At 74.5% G+C, this 20,429-nt stretch carries 18 protein-coding genes; 8 read left to right on the top strand and 10 right to left on the bottom strand.

Going from position 1 to position 20,429, the window contains the following annotated elements; genetic code table 11:
• Nucleotides 1-3: 3 nt before the first annotated feature.
• Genes nadC through AB0F03_RS24720 form a run of 4 tightly spaced genes read right to left on the bottom strand, consistent with a single transcriptional unit; the run spans nt 4 to nt 4,767 of the window.
• Complete coding sequence (gene nadC / locus AB0F03_RS24735) at nt 4-981, bottom strand: carboxylating nicotinate-nucleotide diphosphorylase (RefSeq protein ID WP_361995623.1); 978 nt, start codon at nt 979-981, stop codon at nt 4-6.
• Nucleotides 982-986: 5 nt separating this feature from the next.
• On the bottom strand, nt 987-2,708 hold the full coding sequence (locus AB0F03_RS24730) for an L-aspartate oxidase (protein ID WP_361995621.1): 1,722 nt from the start codon (nt 2,706-2,708) through the stop codon (nt 987-989).
• The gene (gene panC, locus AB0F03_RS24725; RefSeq protein ID WP_361995619.1) at nt 2,705-3,697 is read right to left on the bottom strand and encodes a pantoate--beta-alanine ligase; all 993 of its coding nucleotides are present in this window, start codon (nt 3,695-3,697) and stop codon (nt 2,705-2,707) included. Before panC ends, AB0F03_RS24730 begins: the two co-directional genes overlap by 4 nt.
• Nucleotides 3,694-4,767 (bottom strand): DUF2520 domain-containing protein, encoded by a 1,074-nt coding sequence (locus AB0F03_RS24720; RefSeq protein WP_361995617.1) that lies wholly within the window; start codon nt 4,765-4,767, stop codon nt 3,694-3,696. Before AB0F03_RS24720 ends, panC begins: the two co-directional genes overlap by 4 nt.
• A 183-nt stretch (nt 4,768-4,950) precedes the next feature.
• Here AB0F03_RS24720 and AB0F03_RS24715 point away from each other — a divergent pair, with 183 nt between their 5' ends.
• Nucleotides 4,951-6,099 (top strand): beta-eliminating lyase-related protein, encoded by a 1,149-nt coding sequence (locus tag AB0F03_RS24715; RefSeq protein ID WP_361995615.1) that lies wholly within the window; start codon nt 4,951-4,953, stop codon nt 6,097-6,099.
• Nucleotides 6,100-6,133: 34 nt separating this feature from the next.
• Here AB0F03_RS24715 and AB0F03_RS24710 read toward each other — a convergent pair whose 3' ends face one another.
• Nucleotides 6,134-6,340: a hypothetical protein gene (locus tag AB0F03_RS24710; protein ID WP_361995613.1), complete on the bottom strand. Its 207-nt coding sequence runs from the start codon at nt 6,338-6,340 to the stop codon at nt 6,134-6,136.
• A 213-nt stretch (nt 6,341-6,553) separates the two neighbouring features.
• Between AB0F03_RS24710 and AB0F03_RS24705 the strand changes: the two genes are divergently transcribed.
• Nucleotides 6,554-7,696, top strand: coding sequence for a DUF5937 family protein (locus tag AB0F03_RS24705; RefSeq protein WP_361995611.1), 1,143 nt, complete (start codon nt 6,554-6,556; stop codon nt 7,694-7,696).
• A 22-nt stretch (nt 7,697-7,718) separates the two neighbouring features.
• Here the strand turns inward: AB0F03_RS24705 and AB0F03_RS24700 are convergent, their stop codons facing one another.
• Nucleotides 7,719-8,390 (bottom strand): response regulator transcription factor, encoded by a 672-nt coding sequence (locus AB0F03_RS24700; RefSeq protein WP_361995609.1) that lies wholly within the window; start codon nt 8,388-8,390, stop codon nt 7,719-7,721.
• A gap of 105 nt (nt 8,391-8,495) precedes the next feature.
• On the bottom strand, nt 8,496-9,701 hold the full coding sequence (locus AB0F03_RS24695; RefSeq protein WP_361995607.1) for a sensor histidine kinase: 1,206 nt from the start codon (nt 9,699-9,701) through the stop codon (nt 8,496-8,498).
• 118 nt (nt 9,702-9,819) lie between these two features.
• Here AB0F03_RS24695 and AB0F03_RS24690 point away from each other — a divergent pair, with 118 nt between their 5' ends.
• Nucleotides 9,820-10,938 carry an SAM-dependent methyltransferase gene (locus tag AB0F03_RS24690; protein ID WP_361995605.1) on the top strand — a complete coding sequence of 373 codons (1,119 nt, stop codon included), beginning with the start codon at nt 9,820-9,822 and terminating at the stop codon, nt 10,936-10,938.
• Between the two features lie 19 nt (nt 10,939-10,957).
• Here the strand turns inward: AB0F03_RS24690 and AB0F03_RS24685 are convergent, their stop codons facing one another.
• A complete protein-coding gene (locus AB0F03_RS24685; RefSeq protein ID WP_361995604.1) occupies nt 10,958-12,109 on the bottom strand; it encodes an NADH-quinone oxidoreductase subunit D in 1,152 nt (383 codons plus the stop codon).
• A 31-nt stretch (nt 12,110-12,140) separates the two neighbouring features.
• Here AB0F03_RS24685 and AB0F03_RS24680 point away from each other — a divergent pair, with 31 nt between their 5' ends.
• On the top strand, nt 12,141-12,644 hold the full coding sequence (locus tag AB0F03_RS24680; protein ID WP_361995602.1) for a PH domain-containing protein: 504 nt from the start codon (nt 12,141-12,143) through the stop codon (nt 12,642-12,644).
• 104 nt (nt 12,645-12,748) lie between these two features.
• Nucleotides 12,749-14,098: a PH domain-containing protein gene (locus AB0F03_RS24675; RefSeq protein WP_361995696.1), complete on the top strand. Its 1,350-nt coding sequence runs from the start codon at nt 12,749-12,751 to the stop codon at nt 14,096-14,098.
• Between the two features lie 123 nt (nt 14,099-14,221).
• On the opposite strand, the gene AB0F03_RS24670 is transcribed toward AB0F03_RS24675, so the two are convergent.
• Entirely contained in the window at nt 14,222-15,460 is a 1,239-nt protein-coding gene (locus tag AB0F03_RS24670) for a hypothetical protein (RefSeq protein WP_361995600.1), read from the bottom strand.
• Nucleotides 15,461-15,558: 98 nt separating this feature from the next.
• Complete coding sequence (locus AB0F03_RS24665) at nt 15,559-16,686, bottom strand: alpha/beta hydrolase-fold protein (protein ID WP_361995599.1); 1,128 nt, start codon at nt 16,684-16,686, stop codon at nt 15,559-15,561.
• Between the two features lie 226 nt (nt 16,687-16,912).
• Between AB0F03_RS24665 and AB0F03_RS24660 the strand changes: the two genes are divergently transcribed.
• The 3 genes from AB0F03_RS24660 to AB0F03_RS24650 all read left to right on the top strand — a co-directional run bounded on the left by AB0F03_RS24660 (nt 16,913) and on the right by AB0F03_RS24650 (nt 20,344).
• Complete coding sequence (locus tag AB0F03_RS24660; RefSeq protein WP_361995597.1) at nt 16,913-18,727, top strand: phosphatidylglycerol lysyltransferase domain-containing protein; 1,815 nt, start codon at nt 16,913-16,915, stop codon at nt 18,725-18,727.
• Nucleotides 18,728-18,851: 124 nt separating this feature from the next.
• The gene (gene folP / locus AB0F03_RS24655; RefSeq protein ID WP_361995595.1) at nt 18,852-19,814 is read left to right on the top strand and encodes a dihydropteroate synthase; all 963 of its coding nucleotides are present in this window, start codon (nt 18,852-18,854) and stop codon (nt 19,812-19,814) included.
• Nucleotides 19,811-20,344: a nuclear transport factor 2 family protein gene (locus AB0F03_RS24650; protein WP_361995593.1), complete on the top strand. Its 534-nt coding sequence runs from the start codon at nt 19,811-19,813 to the stop codon at nt 20,342-20,344. Before folP ends, AB0F03_RS24650 begins: the two co-directional genes overlap by 4 nt.
• Nucleotides 20,345-20,429: the final 85 nt, after the last annotated feature.

The raw sequence follows: 20,429 nt of genomic DNA, 5'->3' as shown, positions 1-20,429 counted from the left end.
CCGTTACTCCGCCTCGCGCAGGTCCAGGCCGATGTCCAGGATCGGCGAGGAGTGGGTGAGCGCGCCGACGGCCAGGAAGTCCACGCCGGTCTCGGCGTACGCGCGCGCGTTGGCGAGCGTCAGCCGGCCGGAGGCCTCCAGCAGCGCCCGGCCGCCGGCGATGGCGACGGCCTCCTCGCACTCGCCGGGCGTGAAGTTGTCCAGCAGGATGAGGTCGGCGCCCGCGTCCACGACCTCGCGCAGCTGGTGCAGGGTGTCGACCTCGACCTCGATGGGCACCTCCGGGAACGCCTCCCGTACGGCCTCGAAGGCCTGCGCGACGCCGCCGGCGGCGACCACGTGGTTGTCCTTCACCAGGGCCGCGTCCGAGAGCGACATGCGGTGGTTGAGGCCCCCGCCGCAGCGGACGGCGAACTTCTCCAGCGAGCGCAGGCCCGGGGTCGTCTTGCGGGTGTCCCGCACGCGCGCCCCGGTGCCCTCCAGCGCGTCCGCCCACGCGCGCGTGGCGGTCGCGATGCCGGACAGCCGGCACAGGATGTTCAGCGCGCTGCGCTCTCCGGTGAGCAGGTCACGCGTGCGTGTGGTGACCGACAGCAGCTTCTGCCCGGCCTCGATCCGGTCGCCGTCCTCCACGTGCCGCTCGACCTCGAACTCGTCCGTGCAGACCACGGAGAGCACGGCCTCGGCGACCCGCAGGCCGGCCACGACACCGGCCTCACGCGCGGTGAGGTCGGCGGTGGCCACCGCCTCCTCGGGGATGGTCGCGACGGTCGTCACGTCCACGCCGCCGTCCAGGTCCTCCTGGACGGCCACGTTGGCGATGTCCTCGACCTCGACCGGGTCGAGCCCGGCGGCGGCCAGCAGCTCGGCGAGCGCGGGGTCGAGCCCGCACTCCAGGTATTCCTCGTCGCCCTCGGCGCCGCAGGCGCAGCCGTCACCGCAGCCGCCGGTCGGGGCGAGGGGAAGGTCGTCGGTGCTCACGTCTGTCACTGCTCCTGTGGACGCTGGTCGGGCCGGATCGGGGGGAAGTCTGCGGTGGCGGTGGTGCGTACGGCCAGCGACCGGTCCGCGTTGAGCCGTACGACGATGTGGCGCCGCCAGGTGGTGTCGTCGCGCTCGGGCCGGTCCTCGCGCCAGTGGCAGCCACGGGTCTCCTCGCGCAGCAGGGCCGCGGCGACCAGGACCCGGGCCACGCACAGGAGGTTCGTCGCCTCCCAGGTGTCCACACCGGGCTCGGCGGTCTTGCCGTTCTCCTCCAGCGCGTCCCGGGCCTGGCTGTGCAGGTCCTGGAGCTGGTCCGCGGCCCGGGCCAGGGACTCCTCCGAGCGCAGCACGCCGGCGCCGCCGGTCATGATCCGCTGGATCGCGAACCGGCTCTCCGGGGCGAGCAGCGGGTGCGCGGGCCTGCCGGGGTGCGGGACCGGTGCGGGCACGCGTGCGCGCAGGCCGTCGTCCGCGTGCGCGGCGGCGATGTCGGCGGCGATCCGCTCGGCGTACACGAGCCCTTCGAGGAGCGAGTTGGAGGCGAGCCGGTTGGCGCCGTGCACGCCGGTGCACGCGACCTCGCCGCACGCGTACAGGCCGGGCACGGTCGTCCGGCCGTGGGCGTCGGTGCGGACACCGCCGGAGGCGTAGTGGGCGGCCGGGGCGATCGGGATGGGCTCGGTGACCGGGTCGATGCCGTTGGCCCGGCAGGCGGCCAGGATGGTCGGGAAGCGGTGCTCCCACATCTCGGCGCCGAAGTGCCGGGCGTCGAGGAACATGTGCTCGGCGTCCTGCTCCTGCATCCGCCGCATGATGCCCTTGGCGACGATGTCCCGCGGGGCCAGTTCGGCCAGTTCGTGCTGCCCCACCATGAAGCGCACGCCGTCTCCGTCGACCAGGTGGGCGCCCTCGCCGCGGACGGCCTCGGAGACCAGCGGCTGCTGGCCCTCGGCGTCCGTGCCGAGGAACAGCACGGTCGGGTGGAACTGCACGAACTCCAGGTCGCTGACCTCCGCGCCCGCGCGCAGCGCCAGCGCCACGCCGTCACCGGTCGACACCGACGGGTTGGTGGTCGCGGAGAACACCTGACCCATGCCGCCGGTCGCGAGGACGACCGCGGGGGCGTGCACGGCGCCCACGCCGTCGTGCTGGCCCTCGCCCATCACGTGCAGGGTGACGCCGGCCGTGCGGCCCTCCGCGTCGGTCAGCAGGTCCAGTACCAGCGCGTTCTCGACGGTCCGCAGCCCGCGCGCGCGGACGGCCTCCACGAGCGCCCGGGAGATCTCCGCGCCGGTCGCGTCGCCGCCCGCGTGCGCGATGCGGCGTCGGTGGTGGCCGCCCTCGCGGGTGAGCTCCAGCCTCCCCTCGGCGGACTCGTCGAAGTGGGCGCCGGTGTCGATGAGCCGCCGTACCGCGTCGGGGCCCTCGGTGACGAGGATCCGTACGGCCTCCTCGTCGCACAGGCCCGCGCCCGCCACCAGGGTGTCCTGAAGGTGCTGCTCGGGGGTGTCGCCCTCGCCGAGGGCGGCGGCGATGCCGCCCTGCGCCCAGCGGGTCGAGCCGTCGTCCAGGCGGGCCTTGGTGACGACGACCGTGCTGAGTCCGGCGGCCTCGCAGCGCAGCGCCGCGGTCAGGCCTGCCACTCCGGAGCCGACGACGACCACGTCCGCGGAGACGGCCCAGCCGGGCGCGGGTGCGTGCAGTCGTATGCCTGTGCTGGTCACGAGGCGGCTCCGAAGGTGAGGGGGAGGTTGTCGATCAGCCGGGTCGTGCCGACCCGGGCGGCGACGGCGAGGACGGCCTCGCCGGTGAAGTCGTCGGCGATCTCCGTGAAGTCGGCGGGATCGACCAGCGCGAGGTAGTCCAGCCGGAGCGGCGGTTCGAGGCGGGCGGCGTCGTCCAGGACCTGGCGGGCGGCGGCACGGACGGCCGCCGGGCCGCCGGGCGCGGCCGTCGCCACCGCGTGCGCGTCGGCCGCCGCACGCGACTCGCCCAGGGCGCTCAGCGCCTCGGCACGCGCGTGCGTGGAGGGCACTTCCCGGGCCCGCGCGCACAGCGCCTCCTGCGCCGCGTGCCGGTCCCGGCCCGCGAACAGGGCGCGGGACAGCGCGAGCGCGGTACGGCGCTCCGGCGGCGAGAGGTAGCGGTTGCGGCTGGACAGGGCGAGCCCGTCCTCCTCCCGCACGGTCGGTACGGCGACGATGTCGACGCCGAAGTTCAGGTCCCGCACCATGCGCCGGATCATGGCCAGCTGCTGGGCGTCCTTCTGCCCGAACAGGGCGGCATCGGGGCGGGTGAGGTGCAGCAGCTTGGCGACGACGGTGAGCATGCCGTCGAAGTGCCCGGGCCGCGAACCGCCCTCCAGCCGCTCGCCCATGGGGCCGGCGGAGACACGCACCTGGGGTTCGCCGCCCGGGTAGACCTCGTCCACGGAGGGCGCGAACACGGCGTCGGCGCCGGACCGCCCGGCCAGCGCCAGGTCGGCGTCGAGGGTGCGGGGGTAGCGGTCGAGGTCCTCGCCCGCGCCGAACTGCAACGGGTTCACGAACACCGTGACGACGACCTCGCCGTCCGGGCCGGCGATCTCGCGCGCGGTGCGGATCAGGGTCGCGTGGCCCTCGTGCAGGGCGCCCATGGTCATCACGACGGCACGACGGCCGCGGCGCACCCGCGCGTGCAGCTCTGCGGCGGTGCTGAGCAGGGCGGTGGTCATCGGTCGTTCCCCTCGATGCCGGTCGAGCCGTCGGTGCCGTCGGTGCCGGTCGAGCCGTCGGTGCCGGTCGTCCCGTCGGAGGCGTCAGTGCCGCCGGAGCCGCCGGTGCGGTCCGGGCCGCCGGTTCCGTCGGGTCCGGGGCTCCCCGGGGCTCCGGGGGCTCCGAGGCCCCCGTCGGCGAGTACCCCGAGGAGGTCCTCGGCCAGTTCCGGCTTCAGCAGACCGTGGGCGAGGGCCCGGTCGGCCGTCGCGCGGGCCATCGCCAGGTAGCCCGCCACCGCCTGCGGGGCGTGCTTGCGCAGCTCGGTGACGTGCGCGGCGACCGTGCCGGCGTCCCCGCGCGCGACGGGCCCGGTCAGGGCCGCGTCACCGGAGCGCAGGGCGTTGTCCAGGGCGGCGCCGAGCAGCGGGCCGAGCATCCGGTCGGGCGCCGCCACGCCGGCGGTGCGCAGCAGCTCCATGGACTGCGCGACCAGGGTCACCAGGTGGTTGGCGCCGAGGGCCAGGGCCGCGTGGTAGAGCGGGCGGTTCTCCTCGCTGATCCACTCCGGCTCGCCGCCCATCTCGATCACCAGGGCCTCGGCGGCCAGCCGCAGCTGCTCGGGGGCGGTGACACCGAAGGAGCAGCCCGCGAGGCGCTGGACGTCCACAGGCGTGCCGGTGAAGGTCATCGCCGGGTGCAGGGCCAGCGGCAGGGCGCCCGCGCGCAGGGCCGGGTCGAGCACCTTCGCGCCGTACCGCCCGGAGGTGTGCACGAGCAGCTGTCCCGGCCGCACCGCGCCCGTCTCGGCCAGGCCCGCGACCAGGCCGGGCAGGGCGTCGTCGGGGACCGTGAGCAGCACCAGGTCGGCTCGCCGCAGGACCTCGGCGGGCGGCACCAGGGGCACGTCCGGGAGCAGGGCCCCGGCGCGCCTCCGGGAGGCGTCGGAGACCCCCGAGACGGCCACCGGGCGGTGCCCGGCGAGCTGGAGGGACGCGGCCAGCGCGGGGCCCACGCGGCCGGCGCCGACGACGCCGACGGTGAGCCGCGCGGGGCGGTCCCTGAGATCTGGCTGGTGGTCTGTACTCACGCGACGGCGGCCTTCCCGTTCCAGTCCGCTCTGGGTACCGGACGATTTCTCGTCATGTTAACGCTATCCGGCGAACGGCGGCCGGTTGTCCACAGGCTGTGGGCCACCCCACGTTCGCCACCGTCGGCCGGCGGCGGCGAAAACGGGGTGCCCGCGCGCGTGCGGCACGGCATCATCGCGCGCATGGACGATGCGGCGGAGCAGGGCGACGAGCGGTCGGTGCGGCAGCGGCGGGCGGCCGTCCACCGGACGGCGCGTGTGCTGTCCCGTCCCGGCCTGCGGGACACGATCGGCGAACGGCTGGCGTACCTGATGGAGACGGCCCCCGAGGTCTACGACCTGGACGAGCCGGCCGACATCTACGGCGACCGGATCGTCACGCACCTGGAGGAGCGGGTCGCCGCCCTGCTCGGCACGGAGGCCGCCGCGTTCTTCCCGACCGGCACGATGGCCCAGCAGGTCGCCCTGCGCTGCTGGGCCGCCCGCACCGGTTCGCCCACGGTCGCCCTGCATCCGCTCGCCCATCCGGAACGGCATGAACGGAACGCGTTCCGCGAGGTGAGCGGCCTGCGTCCGGTCCAGGTGACCACCGAGCCCCGGCTGCCCACGGCCGACGAGGTACGCGACTTCGAGGAGCCCTTCGGCACACTCATGCTGGAACTGCCCCTCAGGGAGGCCGGCTTCGTGCTGCCCACCTGGGAGGAGCTGACGGAGGTCGTCGAGGCGGCGCGGGAGCGCGACGCGGTGGTGCACTTCGACGGCGCGCGCCTGTGGGAGTCCACCGTCCACTTCGGCCGTCCGCTCGCGGAGATCGCCGGCCTCGCCGACACGGTCTACGTGTCGTTCTACAAGTCCCTCGGCGCGTTCGGCGGTGCCGCCGTCGCCGGCCCGCGCACGCTGATCGATGAGGCCAGGGCCTGGCGACACCGGTACGGCGGGATGATCGTGCAGCAGTTCCCGACCGTGCTGTCGGCGCTCGCGGGCCTCGACCGGAAGCTGCCGCGGCTGCCCGACCACGTGCGCCACGCGCGCGTGGTGGCCGCCGCGCTGCGCGAGGGATTCGCGGCCGCGGGGCTGCCCTGGTCGCGCGTCCACCCGGAGGAACCGCACATCCACCAGTTCCAGGTCTGGCTGCCGTACGACGCGGACGTACCGGCGGAGGCGGCGGTGCGTCAGGCCGAGGAGACCTCGGTTCTGCTGTTCGCCAACGGCTGGGAACCGGCCGGGCCCGGGCTCGCGTTCACGGAGGTCACGGTCGACGAGGCCGGGCTGGAGTGGACGGCGCAGGACGTGCGGGCGGCGGTCGCGGAGTTCGTGGCGCGGCTGCCGTAGCGGGCGTGCGGGGAGAGCCGGTGCGGCGCGTGGGTCACAGCGCGCGCGGGCGCGGCCAGCGGTCCAGGGCGCTGCGCAGCCGTCCGTGCGCCGGGCGCCCGTCGACGACCGCGCTGAAGCGCCGGTGGTCGCTCAGTTCGCGGATCAGACCGAGTTCGCCGCGGCCCGGCGCGGGCGGTTCGGGCTCGCCGTGCAGGCGGGCGCGGTAGCTGTCGAGGAGGTACTGCTGGGTGATGCTCATGGCGGACCGCCTTCTCGGGATGCGTGGGTAGAGGCAATGACCGACTGCTCGCCGAACGATCGTCGGCCGGTCACCGATCGCTCGGCGACCGATCGGGCTCCGCGGCTGCCCCGGTGTCCTCAGCCTGCTCCGGCCCCGGACCGATGTCCCGTGGATTGACGATTGCCGTCAATCCACCGGGGCGGTGTCAGTGGCGCGGTGCACGATGGGGGCATGAGCGTGACCATCGACATCACCGGGCTGGCCACCGACGGGGACGCCTCCGGCCCGCACGCGGCCGAGAGGTGGGCGAGGGTCTCCGTCGTGCCCTCTCCCCTCGCCGAGCTGGGGATGGCGCTGCACGCGCTCAGCGAACCCGGCCACCACCCGGACCTGCGGGGCTGGGCCACCGCCGTCTCCTCCCGGCTGGACCCCTGCCTGGCGGACCGGCTGTGCGAGGCGGACTTCCTGTGGCGTACGACGTTCTCGGACGTCTTCGCGCCGTTCGCCGGTGTTCCGGGCGGTCACGCGCTCCCCGGGGCCACGCTCGCCGAGGAGCTGGACCAGCTGGACACGCTGACGGACGACCAGTTCGTCAACGCCGCCCTGGAGTTCACCTGCCAGCTGCGCTACGACCTGAAGGAACCGGGTCCGCTGGACGACCCGCAGCTGCGCCGGCGCTCCCTGGAGCTGGCCGCCGCGCGCGGCGCCGTCCAGGAGCGGTTCACGCGCCGCCTGCTGACCGATCCCCCGGCCGTCCGCGCCTGGTTCCGGCAGCTGATGCTCGACTGCGACGAGGCGTTCTTCGCCGAGGCCTGGGCCCGCGTCCATCCCCAGCTGGCCGCGGACGCCCGGCACAAGACGGACCTGCTGCGCCGCAAGGGACTCGGGGAGGCCCTGGCGTCCCTGTCCGGGGCGATCTCGCTGGACGAGGAGGCCGGGCTCATCACGGTCGACAAGCTGCTGGTGGGCCATGCCGCCACGGGCGACGGCCGCCTGGTGCTGGTGCCGACCAGCCTCGGCTGGCCGCACGTGATGGTCCTGCACCGGTACGGCTGGCAGCCCTCGATCACCTACCCGGCGAGCGGCACGCGCGCGCAGGCCCCCTCGGTGGAGCAGCTCACCCGCCGCATGGAGGCGCTGGCCCACCCGGTGCGGATGCGGCTGTGCCGGCATCTGGCGCGGGCCCCGCACACCACGAGCGAGCTGGCCGACGCGCACGGCATGTCGGCGCCCGAGATATCCCGGCACCTGACGGTGCTCAAGAAGGCGGGCCTGATCAGCGGCTGCCGCCGCGGCCGGTACGTCCAGCACCAGCTGGACCTGTCGGCGGTGGCCCGGCTGGGCAGCGACTTCATCGAGGGCGTCCTGCGCTGAGGCCCCGCCCGGTGGGGCGGCGTCAGCCGTGGCCGCCCGCGCGCACCAGGCCCGTCTCGTACGCCAGGACGACCACCTGTACGCGGTCGCGCAGGCCGAGCTTGGTCAGGATGCGGCCCACGTGGGTCTTCACCGTCGCCTCGCTGAGCACCAGCCGGGCGGCGATCTCACCGTTGGACAGGCCCTGCGCGACCAGCAGCATCACCTCGCGTTCCCGCTCGGTGAGCCGCTCCAGCTCCTTGTGCCGGGGGGCGTTCCCGGCGGAGGGCAGCAGCGGCGCGAAGCGGTCCAGCAGGCGCCTGGTGGTGGAGGGCGCCACGACCGCGTCACCGCTGTGCACGGCACGGATGGCCGCCAGCAGGTCGCCGGGCGGCACGTCCTTGAGCATGAAGCCGGAGGCGCCCGCCTTCAGGCCCGAGAACGCGTACTCGTCCAGGTCGAACGTGGTCAGGATGAGCACCTTCGGCGCGTCCGGCTCCGAGCAGATCCGCCGGGTGGCCTCCACGCCGTCCAGCTTGGGCATGCGGACGTCCATCAGGACGACGTCCACGGCGGCGGACCGCAGCACCTGGAGGGCCTCCACGCCGTCGCCCGCCTCCGCGACGACCTCCATGTCCGGCTGGGCGGCGAGCACCATCCGGAACCCGGTGCGCAGCAGCACCTGGTCGTCGACGAGCATCACGCGGATCGTCATCGGGTCCTCTTCCGTGTCTTCGGTTGCCGTCCTCGCCGTCCGGTGCCGTCTGCGGCTGCCGTCGGCGGAGGGGGTGCGGGGGTCAGCAGGGGGTGCGCGGCGGGCTCAGTGCGCCGGTTTCAGCGGCAGCAGGGCGCTGATCCGGAATCCTCCGCCCGGGCGCGGGCCGGCGTCCAGCGTGCCTCCGACCATGCCGACCCGCTCGCGCATCCCGATCAGGCCGTGTCCCTGCCCGTCCGCACCGCCCTCCTCGTACAGCTCGTGCGGGGCGCCCTTGCCGTCGTCCTCGACCAGCAGGCCGAGACCGTCGTCGAAGTAGACCAGCCGGACGCTCGCGCCCGCGTGGGGGCCGCCGTGCTTGCGGGTGTTGGTGAGCGCCTCCTGCACGATCCGGTACGCGGTCAGCTCCACCCCGCTGGGCAGCGGGCGCGGAGTCCCCTCCACCCGGAAGTCGACGGGCAGGCCGGAGCTGCGGCACTGCTCGACCAGGTCGTCGATCTGCTCGACGTCGGGCTGCGGGACGTACTCGCCGCCCTCCTGGTGCTCCCCGGTGCGCAGCACGCCCAGCAGGCGGCGCATCTCGGCCAGGGCCTGGCGGCCGGTGGACGAGATCGTCTCCAGGGCCTTCCTGGCCTGGTCGGGCGCGGCGTCCATGACGTAGGCGGCGCCGTCGGCCTGCACCACCATCACGGACACGTTGTGGGCGACGACGTCGTGCAGCTCGCGCGCGATCCGGGCGCGCTCGGCGGCGACCGCGACCTTCGACTGGGCCTCGCGCTCCTTCTCCAGCCGCGTCGCGCGCTCCTCCAGCTGGGCGAAGTACGCGCGCCGGGTGCGCATGGAGTCGCCGAGCACCCAGGCCAGGGCGAAGGGCACCGTCTGGAAGACCACTATGGCGATCTGCCCGAGGAAACCGGTGTGCTCGGCCGGCCAGCGGATCTGGGCGAGGGCCGCCGCACAGAGGCTGACGGCGAGCGCGAGCCGGGAGGCCCAGCGCTCACCGACCGCCGCCACCGTGTAGGTGATCACCAGCATGGCGAAGTCGGCGACGGTCGTCTCGACGTCCAGCACCAGCTGGGCCAGCCCGGTCACCAGGGCGACCAGCAGCATGGGCTCCGGGAAACGGCGGCGCAGCGCCACGACGGCACACAGGACGGCGGACACGGCCATCCCCACGAAGAGCGTTCCGTGGTGACCTCGCACCCCGTCGAGGCTGACCACGCTCAGGCCGGACAGCCCGAACAGGGCGACGGCCCAGAAGGCGTCGACCCAGGTCGGGTGGCGGCGGAGGAAGTCATAGAGGCGCTGCACGTAACCCAGAGTAGGTAAACCGGATGTGTGCAGGGGTCAACCGGAGGGCCGATCCGGGCCCGGCGCGTGTACTCCGCAAGGTGGAGAACCTGATCATCTGTGCGCCTAGTCTGTTCCGGTGGCGGACGAGACGGACGGGACGACGGCGGAGGACCCGCGCGAGGATCGCGGCCCGCGCGGCCGGCGCGGCTGGCGCTCGGCGGCCGAGGCGGCGCTGTACGGGCCCGCGGGCTTCTACCGGCGCCCCGAGGGCCCGGCGGGTCACTTCCGCACGTCCGTGCACGCCTCCCCGCTGTTCGCGCGGGCCGTGGCCCGGCTGCTGTGCCGGGTCGACGAGGCCCTGGGGCGGCCCGCGGTGCTGGACTTCGTCGACCTGGGCGCCGGGCGGGGGGAACTGGTCACCGGGGTGCTCGCCGCGCTGCCGCCCGGGGTGGCGGCACGCGCGCGTGCGTACGCCGTGGAGATCGCCGGCCGCCCGGCCGGCCTCGACCCCCGTGTCACCTGGCGGCACGACCTCCCGGAGGCGGTCACCGGGCTGCTGTTCGCCAACGAGTGGCTGGACAACGTCCCCGTGGACGTCACCGAGGTGGACCGCGCCGGCGTGCCCCGGCTGGTGCTGGTCGCGGCGGACGGCTCCGAGCGGCTCGGTGAGCCCGTGACGGGCCCGGACGCCGACTGGCTCGCACGCTGGTGGCCGCTGCCGGCCGAGGAGGGACTGCGGGCGGAGATCGGACTGCCCCGGGACCGGGCCTGGGCGGCGGCCGTGGACCGGGTGGCCGCGGGGCTCGCGGTGGCCGTGGACTACGCGCACACCGTTCGCACGCGCCCCCCGTTCGGCACCCTCACCGGTTTCCGGGAGGGGCGCGGGACGGCGCCCGTGCCGGACGGGTCCTGCGACATCACGGCACACGTCGCCCTGGACGCGTGCGCGGCGGCGCCCGGGTCCACCCGGCCGGAGGGGGCGCTGCCCCGCACGGCGCAGGGGACCGACGGAACGGCGCGCGAGCTGGGCGACCCGCGCCTGCTCACGCAACGCGCCGCGCTGCGCGCCCTGGACATCACCGGCGCACGCCCCCCGCTCGCGCTGGCTTCCACGGACCCCGCCGCCTACGTGCGCGCCCTGGCGAGCGCCGGCGAGGCCGCCGAGCTGACCGCCCCGGGCGGACTCGGCGACTTCGGGTGGCTGCTCCAGCCGGTCGGCATCCCGGACCCCCTGGACCCGGGCGGCCCCCGCTGACCGGTGGGCCCCCGGCGGCCTACTTGTCGATGTCGCCGACCACGAAGAACATCGACCCCAGGATCGCCACCATGTCCGCCACCAGCGTCCCCGGCAGCAGCTCGGTCAGCACCTGGATGTTGTTGTACGACGCCGAGCGCAGCTTGAGCCGGTACGGGGTCTTCTCGCCCTTGCTGACGAGGTAGTAGCCGTTGAGGCCGAGCGGGTTCTCCGTCCACGCGTACGTGTGCCCCTCGGGTGCCTTCAGCACCTTCGGCAGCCGCTGGTTGACCGGTCCGGGCGGCAGCTGCGCGAGCCGGTCCAGACAGGCGTCGGCGAGGTCCAGCGCGTTGTGGGTCTGCTCCAGCAGGACCTCGAAGCGGGCGAGGCAGTCGCCCTCGGCGCGGGTGACGACCTCGAGGACGTCCTGGAGGTCGCCGTAGGCCAGGTACGGCTCGTCGCGACGCAGGTCGAAGTCGACGCCCGAGCCGCGCGCGACGGGCCCGCTCACGCCGTAGGCGTGCACCGTCTCGGGCGCCAGCGCCCCGACCCCGCGCGTGCGTCCCCGGAAGATCTCGTTGCCGAGCACCAGGTCGTCGAAGACGTCCATGCGCGAGCGGACGGCGGCGACCGCCGCACGCGCGCGTGCGGCCCACCCGGCGGGCAGGTCCTCCTTGAGGCCGCCGACGCGGTTGAACATGTAGTGCACGCGGCCGCCGGAGACCTCCTCCATCACGTTCTGGATCACCTCGCGCTCCCGGAACGCGTAGAACACCGGCGTGATCCCGCCCAGCTCCAGCGGGTAGGAACCGAGGAACATCAGGTGGTTCAGCACCCGGTTCAGCTCGGCGAGCAGGGTGCGCGTCCACACCGCCCGTTCGGGCACCTCCATGCCGAGCATCCGCTCCACGGCGAGGACCACGCCCAGCTCGTTGGAGAACGCCGACAGCCAGTCGTGGCGGTTGGCGAGCATGATGATCTGCCGGTAGTCGCGGGCCTCGAAGAGTTTCTCGGCGCCGCGGTGCATGTAGCCGATCACCGGCTCCGCGCGCACGATGCGCTCCCCGTCCAGCACGAGCCTGAGCCGCAGCACACCGTGCGTGGACGGGTGCTGGGGCCCGATGTTGAGCACCATGTCGGTGCTCTCCGCCGCGCCGCCGATCCCGACCGTGGTCTCCGCCGTAGGGGTCATGGCCCCAGTTTCCCCTACGTACGCTGGCCCCATGGAAACGGGGAGCGGGAAAGACGCGGGAACGGCGGCGGGCGAGCCGGCGTGGCGGGGGCTGCGGCCCGGCCTGCTGCGCGTGCGCCGGATGCTGCTGGGGGTGTGGGCGGGGGCGCTGGCACTCGCCACGGGGCTGCTGCTGGGGCTGCTCGTGGGGCCCTCGTGGGCGGCCTGGGCACTGCTGCCCCTGCTGTCCGCCGCCTGGTGCTGGCGCCTGCTGGAGCGCAACTGGCGCTCGTGGCGGTACGCCGAGCGCGCCGACGACCTGCTGATCAGCCGCGGTGTCCTGTGGCGCGAGGAGACGGTCGTGCCCTACGGGCGGATGCAGCTGGTGGAGGTGACCTCCGGGCCCGTGGAGCGGCGCTTCGGGCTGGCCACCGTGCAGCTGCACACGGCCGCCGCCGCGACCGACGCGACCATCCCCGGCCTGGACCCGGCCGAGGCGGAGCGCCTGCGGGACCGGCTCACCCAGCTGGGCGAGGCACGATCGGCGGGCCTGTGACACCCCCGGGCCGCGCCGGCGGCACGGAGGGCGGCGGCGCGGACGGCGGCATACCGGCGGAGGGCGGCGGCCTGGACGGCGGCATACCGGCGGACAGCGGCCGGCTGGACGGCGGCGTCCAGGACGAAGGCGTACCGGAGGGCGGCATACCGCGGCAGCCGCCCGTCGCCGAGCGCCGGCTTCATCCGGTGACGCCCTTCCGCCGGGCGTGGGCACCGCTCGCCGTACTGGCCGGCTGGGCGGTGCACGACCCGGGCGGTGCGCAGGAGCAGCTGGACCGGCTGACCGGCACCATGCTGCTGCTGGGAGCCGCCGTGGTGGTGCCGGTGGCCGGTCTCTACGGCTTCCTGTCCTGGTGGTTCACGCACTTCGCGGTCACCGGGACCGAACTGCGCATCCGTACGGGCCTGCTGTTCCGGCGCACCGCGCACATCCGCCTCGAGCGCATCCAGGCCGTGGACGTCTCCCGTCCGCTCCTCGCGCGCGTGGCGGGCGTCGCGAAGCTGCGGATCGACGTCGTCGGCGCCGACGACAAGGACGAACTGGCCTTCCTGGGCGAGCGGGAGGCGCGGGCCCTGCGCGCGGAGCTGCTCGCGCGCGCGGCGGGTTTCGCGCCCGAGACGGCGGCCGGCGTGGGCGAGGCGCCCGCGCGCGAGCTGCTGCACGTGCCCCCATGGGCGCTCGCGGGCTCCCTGGTGCTGACGGGAGCCACGTGGCTCTCGCTGGTCGGCGCGCTCGTCGTACCCACGGTGCTGTGGCTCGCCACCCACAACGTGTGGACGGTCCTCGCCACCGCCCTGCCCCTGCTCGGCGCGGCCGGCGCGCGCAGCGCGGGGCGCTTCGTCACCGAGTTGGACTGGACGGTGAGCGAGTCGCCGGACGGGCTGCGCATCGACCACGGGCTGCTCGACCGCGCGCACGAGACGGTACCGCCCGGCCGCGTGCAGACCGTGCGGATCATGGAGCCGCTGCTGTGGCGCCGGCCGGGCTGGGTGCGGGTGGAACTGGACGTGGCCGGATCCGCCAACTCGGTGCTGATACCCGTCGCCCCGCGCGCGGTCGCCGAGTCCGTCATCGCGCGCGTGCTGCCCGGCGTGACGGTGCCCCGGGATCCGGCACGGGTGCCGCGCCGGGCGCGGTGGTGTCTCCCGCTCTGGTGGCGCGGACACGGGCTCGCGGTCACCGGCACGGTGTTCGCCGCCCGGAGCGGCCTGCTGCGCCGCCGGCTCTCGCTGGTCCCGCACGCCAAGGTGCAGAGCGTACGGCTCACCCAGGGCCCCTGGGAGCGCCGCTGGGGGCTCGCGGACATCCACGTCGACACGGGGGCCGGCAAGACCGTCACGGCCCGGCTGCGGGGCGCCGAGGAGGCCGCGCGGCTCCTGGCGGAACAGGCGGAGAGGTCCCGCACGGGCCGCCGGGACGCCCTGCCGGACCGCTGGATGACCACCGACTGACGGCGGGCCGGCGGTCGGCTCCGCCGGACCACGGCGTCGGGCCCGGCTCCCCCTCGCGGGAGGGCCGGGCCCGTTCGTCAGGGGCGCCTGGTCCCCTGACGCGTCCGTACCGCTGACGGGGGCTCAGGAGGCCGCGCCGCGCAGCCTCTCGACGTCGATCTGCTCGGTCTCGTCGTGCGCCGTCAGGTCGATGACCTGGCCGACGCCCCGGGATCGCGCGTCGGCGGGCTTGAACCCGGACTCGGCCTCGGCCTTGTGCACGGCGAGCGCCTCCTGGCCGACGACGTCGGCCAGGTCCTCGTTCTGCACGGCGTCCAGCGCGGCCTTCGGCGCGCCCTTCTGGGTGCCGAAGAAGTCGAAGCCGCCCTCGACCGCCGGGCGCCGCGCGGGCGCGACCGGGGCGACGGCCACGGCGGTGGGCACCGTGAAGTGCCCGGCGGGCGGCCGCGCCGCGGGACGCGCGGCCTCGGCCGCCGGCACGGTGCCGGTGTCCGGGTCGGCGGCGGCGTCGGCGTCGGCGGCATCGGCGTCCGTCACGGCTGCCGCGGTGTCTTCTCCTTCGGCGACGGCTTCCGCCGGTTCACCCACGGGAGTCACCTCGCCCACGAGAGCTGGCGGCGCGTCGCCCACGGTCCCGGCCGCACCCTCCGCGTCGGCCTCGGGCACGGCGGCGGCCTCCGGCTCGGGCTCCGGGTCGGGCTCGGCGCCCGGCCCGCCCGGTGCCTCCCGGTCGAACCGGGCCAGGGCCGTCAGGGCCCGCCGGTACAGCCGCGCGCCCTCGGAGGAGAACACCGGGTACCGCGCCGCCGCGCCCCCGGACACGTCCGCGGCACCCGGGTCCGCCTCCGGCCGGGCGCTCCGGCCGGGCGGCAGGGCCGGGGAGGAGGACGGCGCCGGCCCGGGCACGACGGCCTCGATCTCCAGCAGCCGGCGTCCCTCCAGGGCGCTCGCGCGTTCGGTCTCCGCCGTGGCGTACCGGCGCAGGAGGGCCGCGTGCTCGTTGCGCAGGCCCGCCAGTTCGGCGCGCTTGGCCCTGAGCCGCTGCTCCAGCTTCACCCGCAGTTCGCGGGACTCCTCGAGGTCGGTCTCCAGTTCGGCGACCCGTTCCTCGTACCGCCATTCGTCACCGGCACGCGCGCGCGTGAGTTCGGCGACCTGCTTGCCCGCCTGGGTGTCCCAGCGGCGCATCACGACCGCGCCGGCGACCGCGGTCGCGGCGGCCACGGCGGCCAGCGCGCGCACCACCGGCGCCTCGGCGAACACCCAGGGGCCCAGCGCGCAGATGACGGACACACCGGCGAGCGCCGAGGGAGGCAACAGCCGGTGCAGAGGCGGGGAATGGCGGTGGCGTCCACGTGGCATGGCCAGAAACTTACCGCCCGTAGGCGAATCATGGGCCCCCGCCCCGTAAAAACACAGCCATGGCGTGTGCTTCACGGAGCGTCAGGGGTGCCACGGGCTCACCGGTCGGTGAGCCGCCCGCTGAGCCACTGGAGCGACGGCGGGATCTCGCGCCGCCAGGTGTTGAAGTTGTGCCCGCCGCTGTCGAGGATGATCGACGAGATCCGGGTCAGGTTCGTGGCCTGCACGCGCGCGATGAACTTCATCGTGGCGTTGTAGTTGTGCTCTCCGACCCTGCTGCTGGTCACGAGCAGCGACGTGTCCGGCGCGGACTCGTGCTGGAGGAGCCACGACAGGTCGGCCCGGTTGCGCAGTTCCGCGTCGCCGCGGAAGAGGTCACCGGTGGTGGGGTCGATGGGCGCCCTGTAGTACGGCGAGAGGCCGGCGCCGGCCGCGTACACGCCGGGGTGGTGCATGGCGAGCTTGAGCGCGCAGTAGCCGCCCGTGGAGTCACCGATGACGCCCCAGCTGCCCGGGCGCTTGCCGGCCCGGTAGTGCGTGAGGACGGCGTCCGGCAGATCCTTCGCGAAAAACGTTTCCGCTTGCGGCCCGCCCGGGATGTCCACGCACTCGGTGTCCCGCGGCGGGGCCACGGTGGGCCGCAGCATGATCAGGATCATCGGCTGCATCCGCCCGTCCTTGGACAGCTGCTGCGCCGTGCGCGGGTAGTTCAGCTTGTCCACCAGCGACCGCGCCGTGCCGGGGTAGCCGGTCAGCACCACGGTGGCCGGGAACGTGCGCGTGCGGTACTGCGGCTGGAAGTACTCCGGCGGCAGGTAGACGTACGCCGGGGTGGCGATGTGGGTCGTACGGCCGATGATGTCGACCTTCTGCACCTGCCCGCCGGTCTCCGGCCGCGCGGCGCGCACCCCGGGTACGTCGGAGGTGGAGACCACTTGGAGGGGACCGCCGGTGCTGCCGTTGGCCGAGTGGTCGACCACGATCCCCTGCTCGGTCTCCGTGCCGAACAGGTCCGCCCAGCTGGCGTAGAAGCCGAAGGCCTGGTTGGCGGCGAGCCCGACGGACGCGAAGAGCGCCAGCTGGGTGGCCAGCATCAGACCGACCCGTCCGCCGACGGCCCGCCAGCTCCGGCGGGCGAGGCGCGGCCACAGCCACACCGTGCCGACGAACAGCCCGGCGGCGATCACGATCGCCAGCACCAGCACTTTGTTGCTCGTGAGACCCATGAGCTGTTTCCTGCCTGCGCTTTCCGCCCGTACCCTGCCCACACTCGTCGCGAAGGCTTGCCCGGGGCTTTCCTTGGCCTTTGACCGGACTTTCCGGTGAGGAGTGAACCTCTGTTGCCGAGACACCGTCCTAGAGGGCGCAATGTCGCCGGATGCCCGATCGGGCCCGGGTTCAAGGTCTCTCGCAGAACTACGGGATGCGATGTCTGTCAGGATAGATGGGGAAATGTCGGGCGAGGTTCCGAGTCGATCAAGCCGGGCGCGGCGAGTGCTGCGCGGCCCGCGCCCCGAGGCCGTTCCCGCTCTGGTCGGCAGGGCCGCCGCGCTCGTGGGCGTCCTGGACATTGCCGCGGGTGTGTTCCCGCGCTTCCGTCACAGCCGTATGCACGCCCTGGCCGAGGTGCTGCCGGGCTCGTTCGGGCCGTTCGCGGCGGCGCTCTCGCTGAGCGCGGGCGTGCTGCTGCTGCTGCTCGCGCACGGGCTCAAGCGGCGCAAGCGCCGGGCGTGGCGCGCGGCGGTCGCGCTGCTGCCGGCGGGCGCGGTGGCGCAGTTCGCGTACCGGCACTCGGTCGTCGGCATGCTCATCGCTTTCGTGCTGCTGGTGCCGCTGCTGCGCCACCGGGACCAGTTCGCCGCCCTCCCCGACCCGCGCAGCAGGTGGCGGGCGCTCGCCAACTTCGTGCTCATGAGCGCCGGTTCCCTCGTTCTCGGAATGGTCATCGTCAGCGTCCACCCGGACCGGACGATCGGCGACCCGAGCCTGGCCGACCGGCTGACGCACGTCATCTACGGCCTGTTCGGCTTCGAGGGCCCGGTCGACTACCAGGGCAACACCTCCTGGACCGTCGCCTTCTCCCTCGGCGCGCTCGGCTGGATCACCGCCGTCACCACCGTCTACCTGGCCTTCCGTCCCGAACACCCGGCCGCGCGCCTCACCGAGGAGGACGAGGGCAGGCTGCGTGCGCTCCTGGAGAAGCACGGCCGGCGCGACTCGCTCGGCCACTTCGCGCTGCGCCGCGACAAGGCCGTCGTGTTCTCGCCGAGCGGCAAGGCCGCGGTCACCTACCGGGTCGTGTCCGGCGTGATGCTCGCCAGCGGCGACCCCATCGGTGACGTCGAGGCGTGGCCGGGCGCCATCGAACGCTTCATGGACGAGGCCAGGGCCCACTCCTGGACCCCCGCCGTGATGGGCTGCTCGGAGACGGGCGGCGAGGTGTGGACCCGCGAGACCGGCCTGGACGCCCTGGAACTGGGCGACGAGGCGGTGGTGGACGTGGCGGATTTCTCGCTCGCCGGACGCGCGATGCGCAACGTGCGTCAGATGGTCAAGCGCATCGAGCGGGCCGGCTACGAAACCCGGGTACGGCGCATCCGTGACGTCGGCGACGCCGAGCTGGAGCGGATCCGCCGCGCCGCGGAGGACTGGCGGGGCACCGACACCGAGCGCGGCTTCTCCATGGCGCTCGGCCGCATCGGCGACCCGTCCGACGGCGACTGCCTGATCGCCACCGCGCACAAGGCCGACGACGCGGTGGGCGAGTACGGCGACCTGAAGGCGATCCTGCACTTCGTGCCCTGGGGCGGGGACGGCGTCTCGCTGGACCTGATGCGCCGTGACCGCAGCGCCGACCCGGGCATGAACGAACTGCTGATCGTCGCCGCCCTGCAGGCCGCCCCGAAGCTCGGCATCACCCGGGTCTCGCTGAACTTCGCGATGTTCCGCTCCGCCCTCGCGCGCGGCGAGAAGATCGGCGCCGGTCCCGTCCTGCGGGCCTGGCGCGGACTGCTGGTGTTCCTCTCGCGCTGGTTCCAGATCGAGTCGCTGTACAAGTTCAACGCCAAGTTCCAGCCGCGCTGGGAGCCCCGGTTCGTGGTCTACCGGGCCTCCGGCGACCTTCCCCGCATCGGCTTCGCCGCCATGCAGGCGGAGGGCTTCGTCAACCTCGCCCTGCCGCTGCCGCGCTTCCTGCGCCGGCGCCGGACGGCCGCCCAGCGCCCCTGCGCCCACGCAATGGGAGAACGGGACGTCCGGGCGGCCTGAGCCCGGGCCGGACCAAGTGCGGCGCCGGGACCGGCCCGGGCGGAAGGCCCACCCCCTCCGGCACGAGGGCCTCCGCCCGGGTCGCCGCGCGTTCACGGCCCCCTGCTGGGCCTACGCTGAACGTATGAACAACCTCAGCGGGCGCGGCCGAGTGGCCGGCCTTCCGGCATGGGACCGGTGCGCGGTCATGGGGGTCGTGAACGTGACCCCCGACTCCTTCTCCGACGGCGGCCGCTGGTTCGACACGACCGCCGCCGTCAAACACGGCCTCGGTCTGGTGGCCGAGGGCGCGGACCTGATCGACGTCGGCGGCGAGTCCACCCGGCCCGGGGCCACGCGCGTGGACGAGGCGGAGGAACTGCGGCGGGTCATCCCCGTGGTGCGCGGCCTGGCCTCCGAGGGCGTCGCCGTCTCCGTGGACACCATGCGCGCGTGTGTCGCCGAACAGTCCCTCGCGGCCGGCGCCGCCCTCGTCAACGACGTCAGCGGCGGCCTGGCCGATCCCGCGATGATCCCGGTGGTCGCCGAGGCGGGCGCCCCGTTCGTCGTCATGCACTGGCGCGGCTTCCTCCAGGGCGGCAACGCCCGGGGCGTCTACGAGGACGTCGTCACCGAAGTCGTGGCCGAGCTGCACGCGCGCGTGGAGGCCGTGCTGGCGGGCGGCGTCGCCCCCGACCGCATCGTCGTCGACCCCGGCCTCGGCTTCTCCAAGGAGGCCGGCCACGACCTGGCCCTCCTCGCCCACCTCGACCGCCTGCGCGCCCTGGGCCACCCCCTGCTGGTCGCCGCCTCCCGCAAGCGGTTCCTCGGCCGGGTCCTCGCCGGTCCGGAGGGCGCGCCCCCGCCCGCCCGGGAGCGCGACGCCGCCACGGCCGCCGTGTCGGCGCTCGCCGCCCAGGCCGGCGCATGGGCGGTGCGTGTGCACGAGGTACGCGCCACCGCGGACGCCGTACGGGTGGCACGGGCCGTTGAGGGAGCGCGTACGGCGGGGACGGCGCCGGGCCCGGGGGACGGGCGCGAGGCGCCACCGGGGACAGCGCACGCGCCGGGCGCCGAAGGCGAGCGCGGGGCGGAAGGAGACCGGTGAGCGCCCCCCATACCGATGTCGAGCAGGTCGAGGCCGCCAACACCGCCTTCTACGAGGCGCTGGAACGCGGTGACTTCGAAGAGGTCTCCTCGCTCTGGCTCGCCCCCGTCGACCTGGGCGTGGACGAGACGTACCACGACCCCGCCGACACCGGCGTCGTCTCCTGCGTGCACCCCGGCTGGCCGGTGCTCACCGGCCGCGGCGAGGTCCTCAGGTCGTACGCCCTGATCATGGCGAACACCGACTACATCCAGTTCTTCCTCACCGACGTGCATGTCTCCGTCACCGGTGACACCGCGCTCGTGTCCTGCACGGAGAACATCCTCAGCGGCGGTCCCGCCCCGGAGGAGGGCGCGGAACTCGGGCCGCTGGTCGGGCAGCTCGTGGTCGCCACGAACGTGTTCCGGCGCACCCCCGCCGGCTGGAAGCTCTGGTCCCACCACGCCTCCCCCGTCCTGGCCGAGACCGACGACGAGGACGACGAGGAGAGCGTGAACGGCGTGGATCCGGGTGACGAGCCTCTCGCCTGAGCGGACGGAGGCCGGCCGACCCTCGGCACACGCAGGAGAGCGGGACGGGGACGGAGAGTGATTGGAATCACCCGCCGGGGGTATG

Origin of the sequence: Streptomyces sp. NPDC028722, assembly GCF_040637655.1 — a bacterium.
Taxonomy (GTDB): Bacteria; Actinomycetota; Actinomycetes; order Streptomycetales; family Streptomycetaceae; genus Streptomyces.
The sequence above is the reverse complement of the archived record's forward strand: the minus strand, read 5'-3'. Positions and strand labels throughout refer to the sequence as shown.

Coding starts and splice junctions, on each gene's coding strand:
- AB0F03_RS24710 (WP_361995613.1), bottom strand. CDS start 6,340: ATGAGCATCACCCAGCAGTACCTCCTCGACAGCTACCGCGCCCGCCTG.
- AB0F03_RS24700 (WP_361995609.1), bottom strand. CDS start 8,390: ATGACGATCCGCGTGATGCTCGTCGACGACCAGGTGCTGCTGCGCACC.
- folP (WP_361995595.1), top strand. CDS start 18,852: ATGAACAACCTCAGCGGGCGCGGCCGAGTGGCCGGCCTTCCGGCATGG.
- AB0F03_RS24705 (WP_361995611.1), top strand. CDS start 6,554: ATGAGCGTGACCATCGACATCACCGGGCTGGCCACCGACGGGGACGCC.
- AB0F03_RS24680 (WP_361995602.1), top strand. CDS start 12,141: ATGGAAACGGGGAGCGGGAAAGACGCGGGAACGGCGGCGGGCGAGCCG.
- AB0F03_RS24670 (WP_361995600.1), bottom strand. CDS start 15,460: ATGCCACGTGGACGCCACCGCCATTCCCCGCCTCTGCACCGGCTGTTG.
- AB0F03_RS24715 (WP_361995615.1), top strand. CDS start 4,951: ATGGACGATGCGGCGGAGCAGGGCGACGAGCGGTCGGTGCGGCAGCGG.
- AB0F03_RS24660 (WP_361995597.1), top strand. CDS start 16,913: ATGTCGGGCGAGGTTCCGAGTCGATCAAGCCGGGCGCGGCGAGTGCTG.
- AB0F03_RS24685 (WP_361995604.1), bottom strand. CDS start 12,109: ATGACCCCTACGGCGGAGACCACGGTCGGGATCGGCGGCGCGGCGGAG.
- AB0F03_RS24665 (WP_361995599.1), bottom strand. CDS start 16,686: ATGGGTCTCACGAGCAACAAAGTGCTGGTGCTGGCGATCGTGATCGCC.
- panC (WP_361995619.1), bottom strand. CDS start 3,697: ATGACCACCGCCCTGCTCAGCACCGCCGCAGAGCTGCACGCGCGGGTG.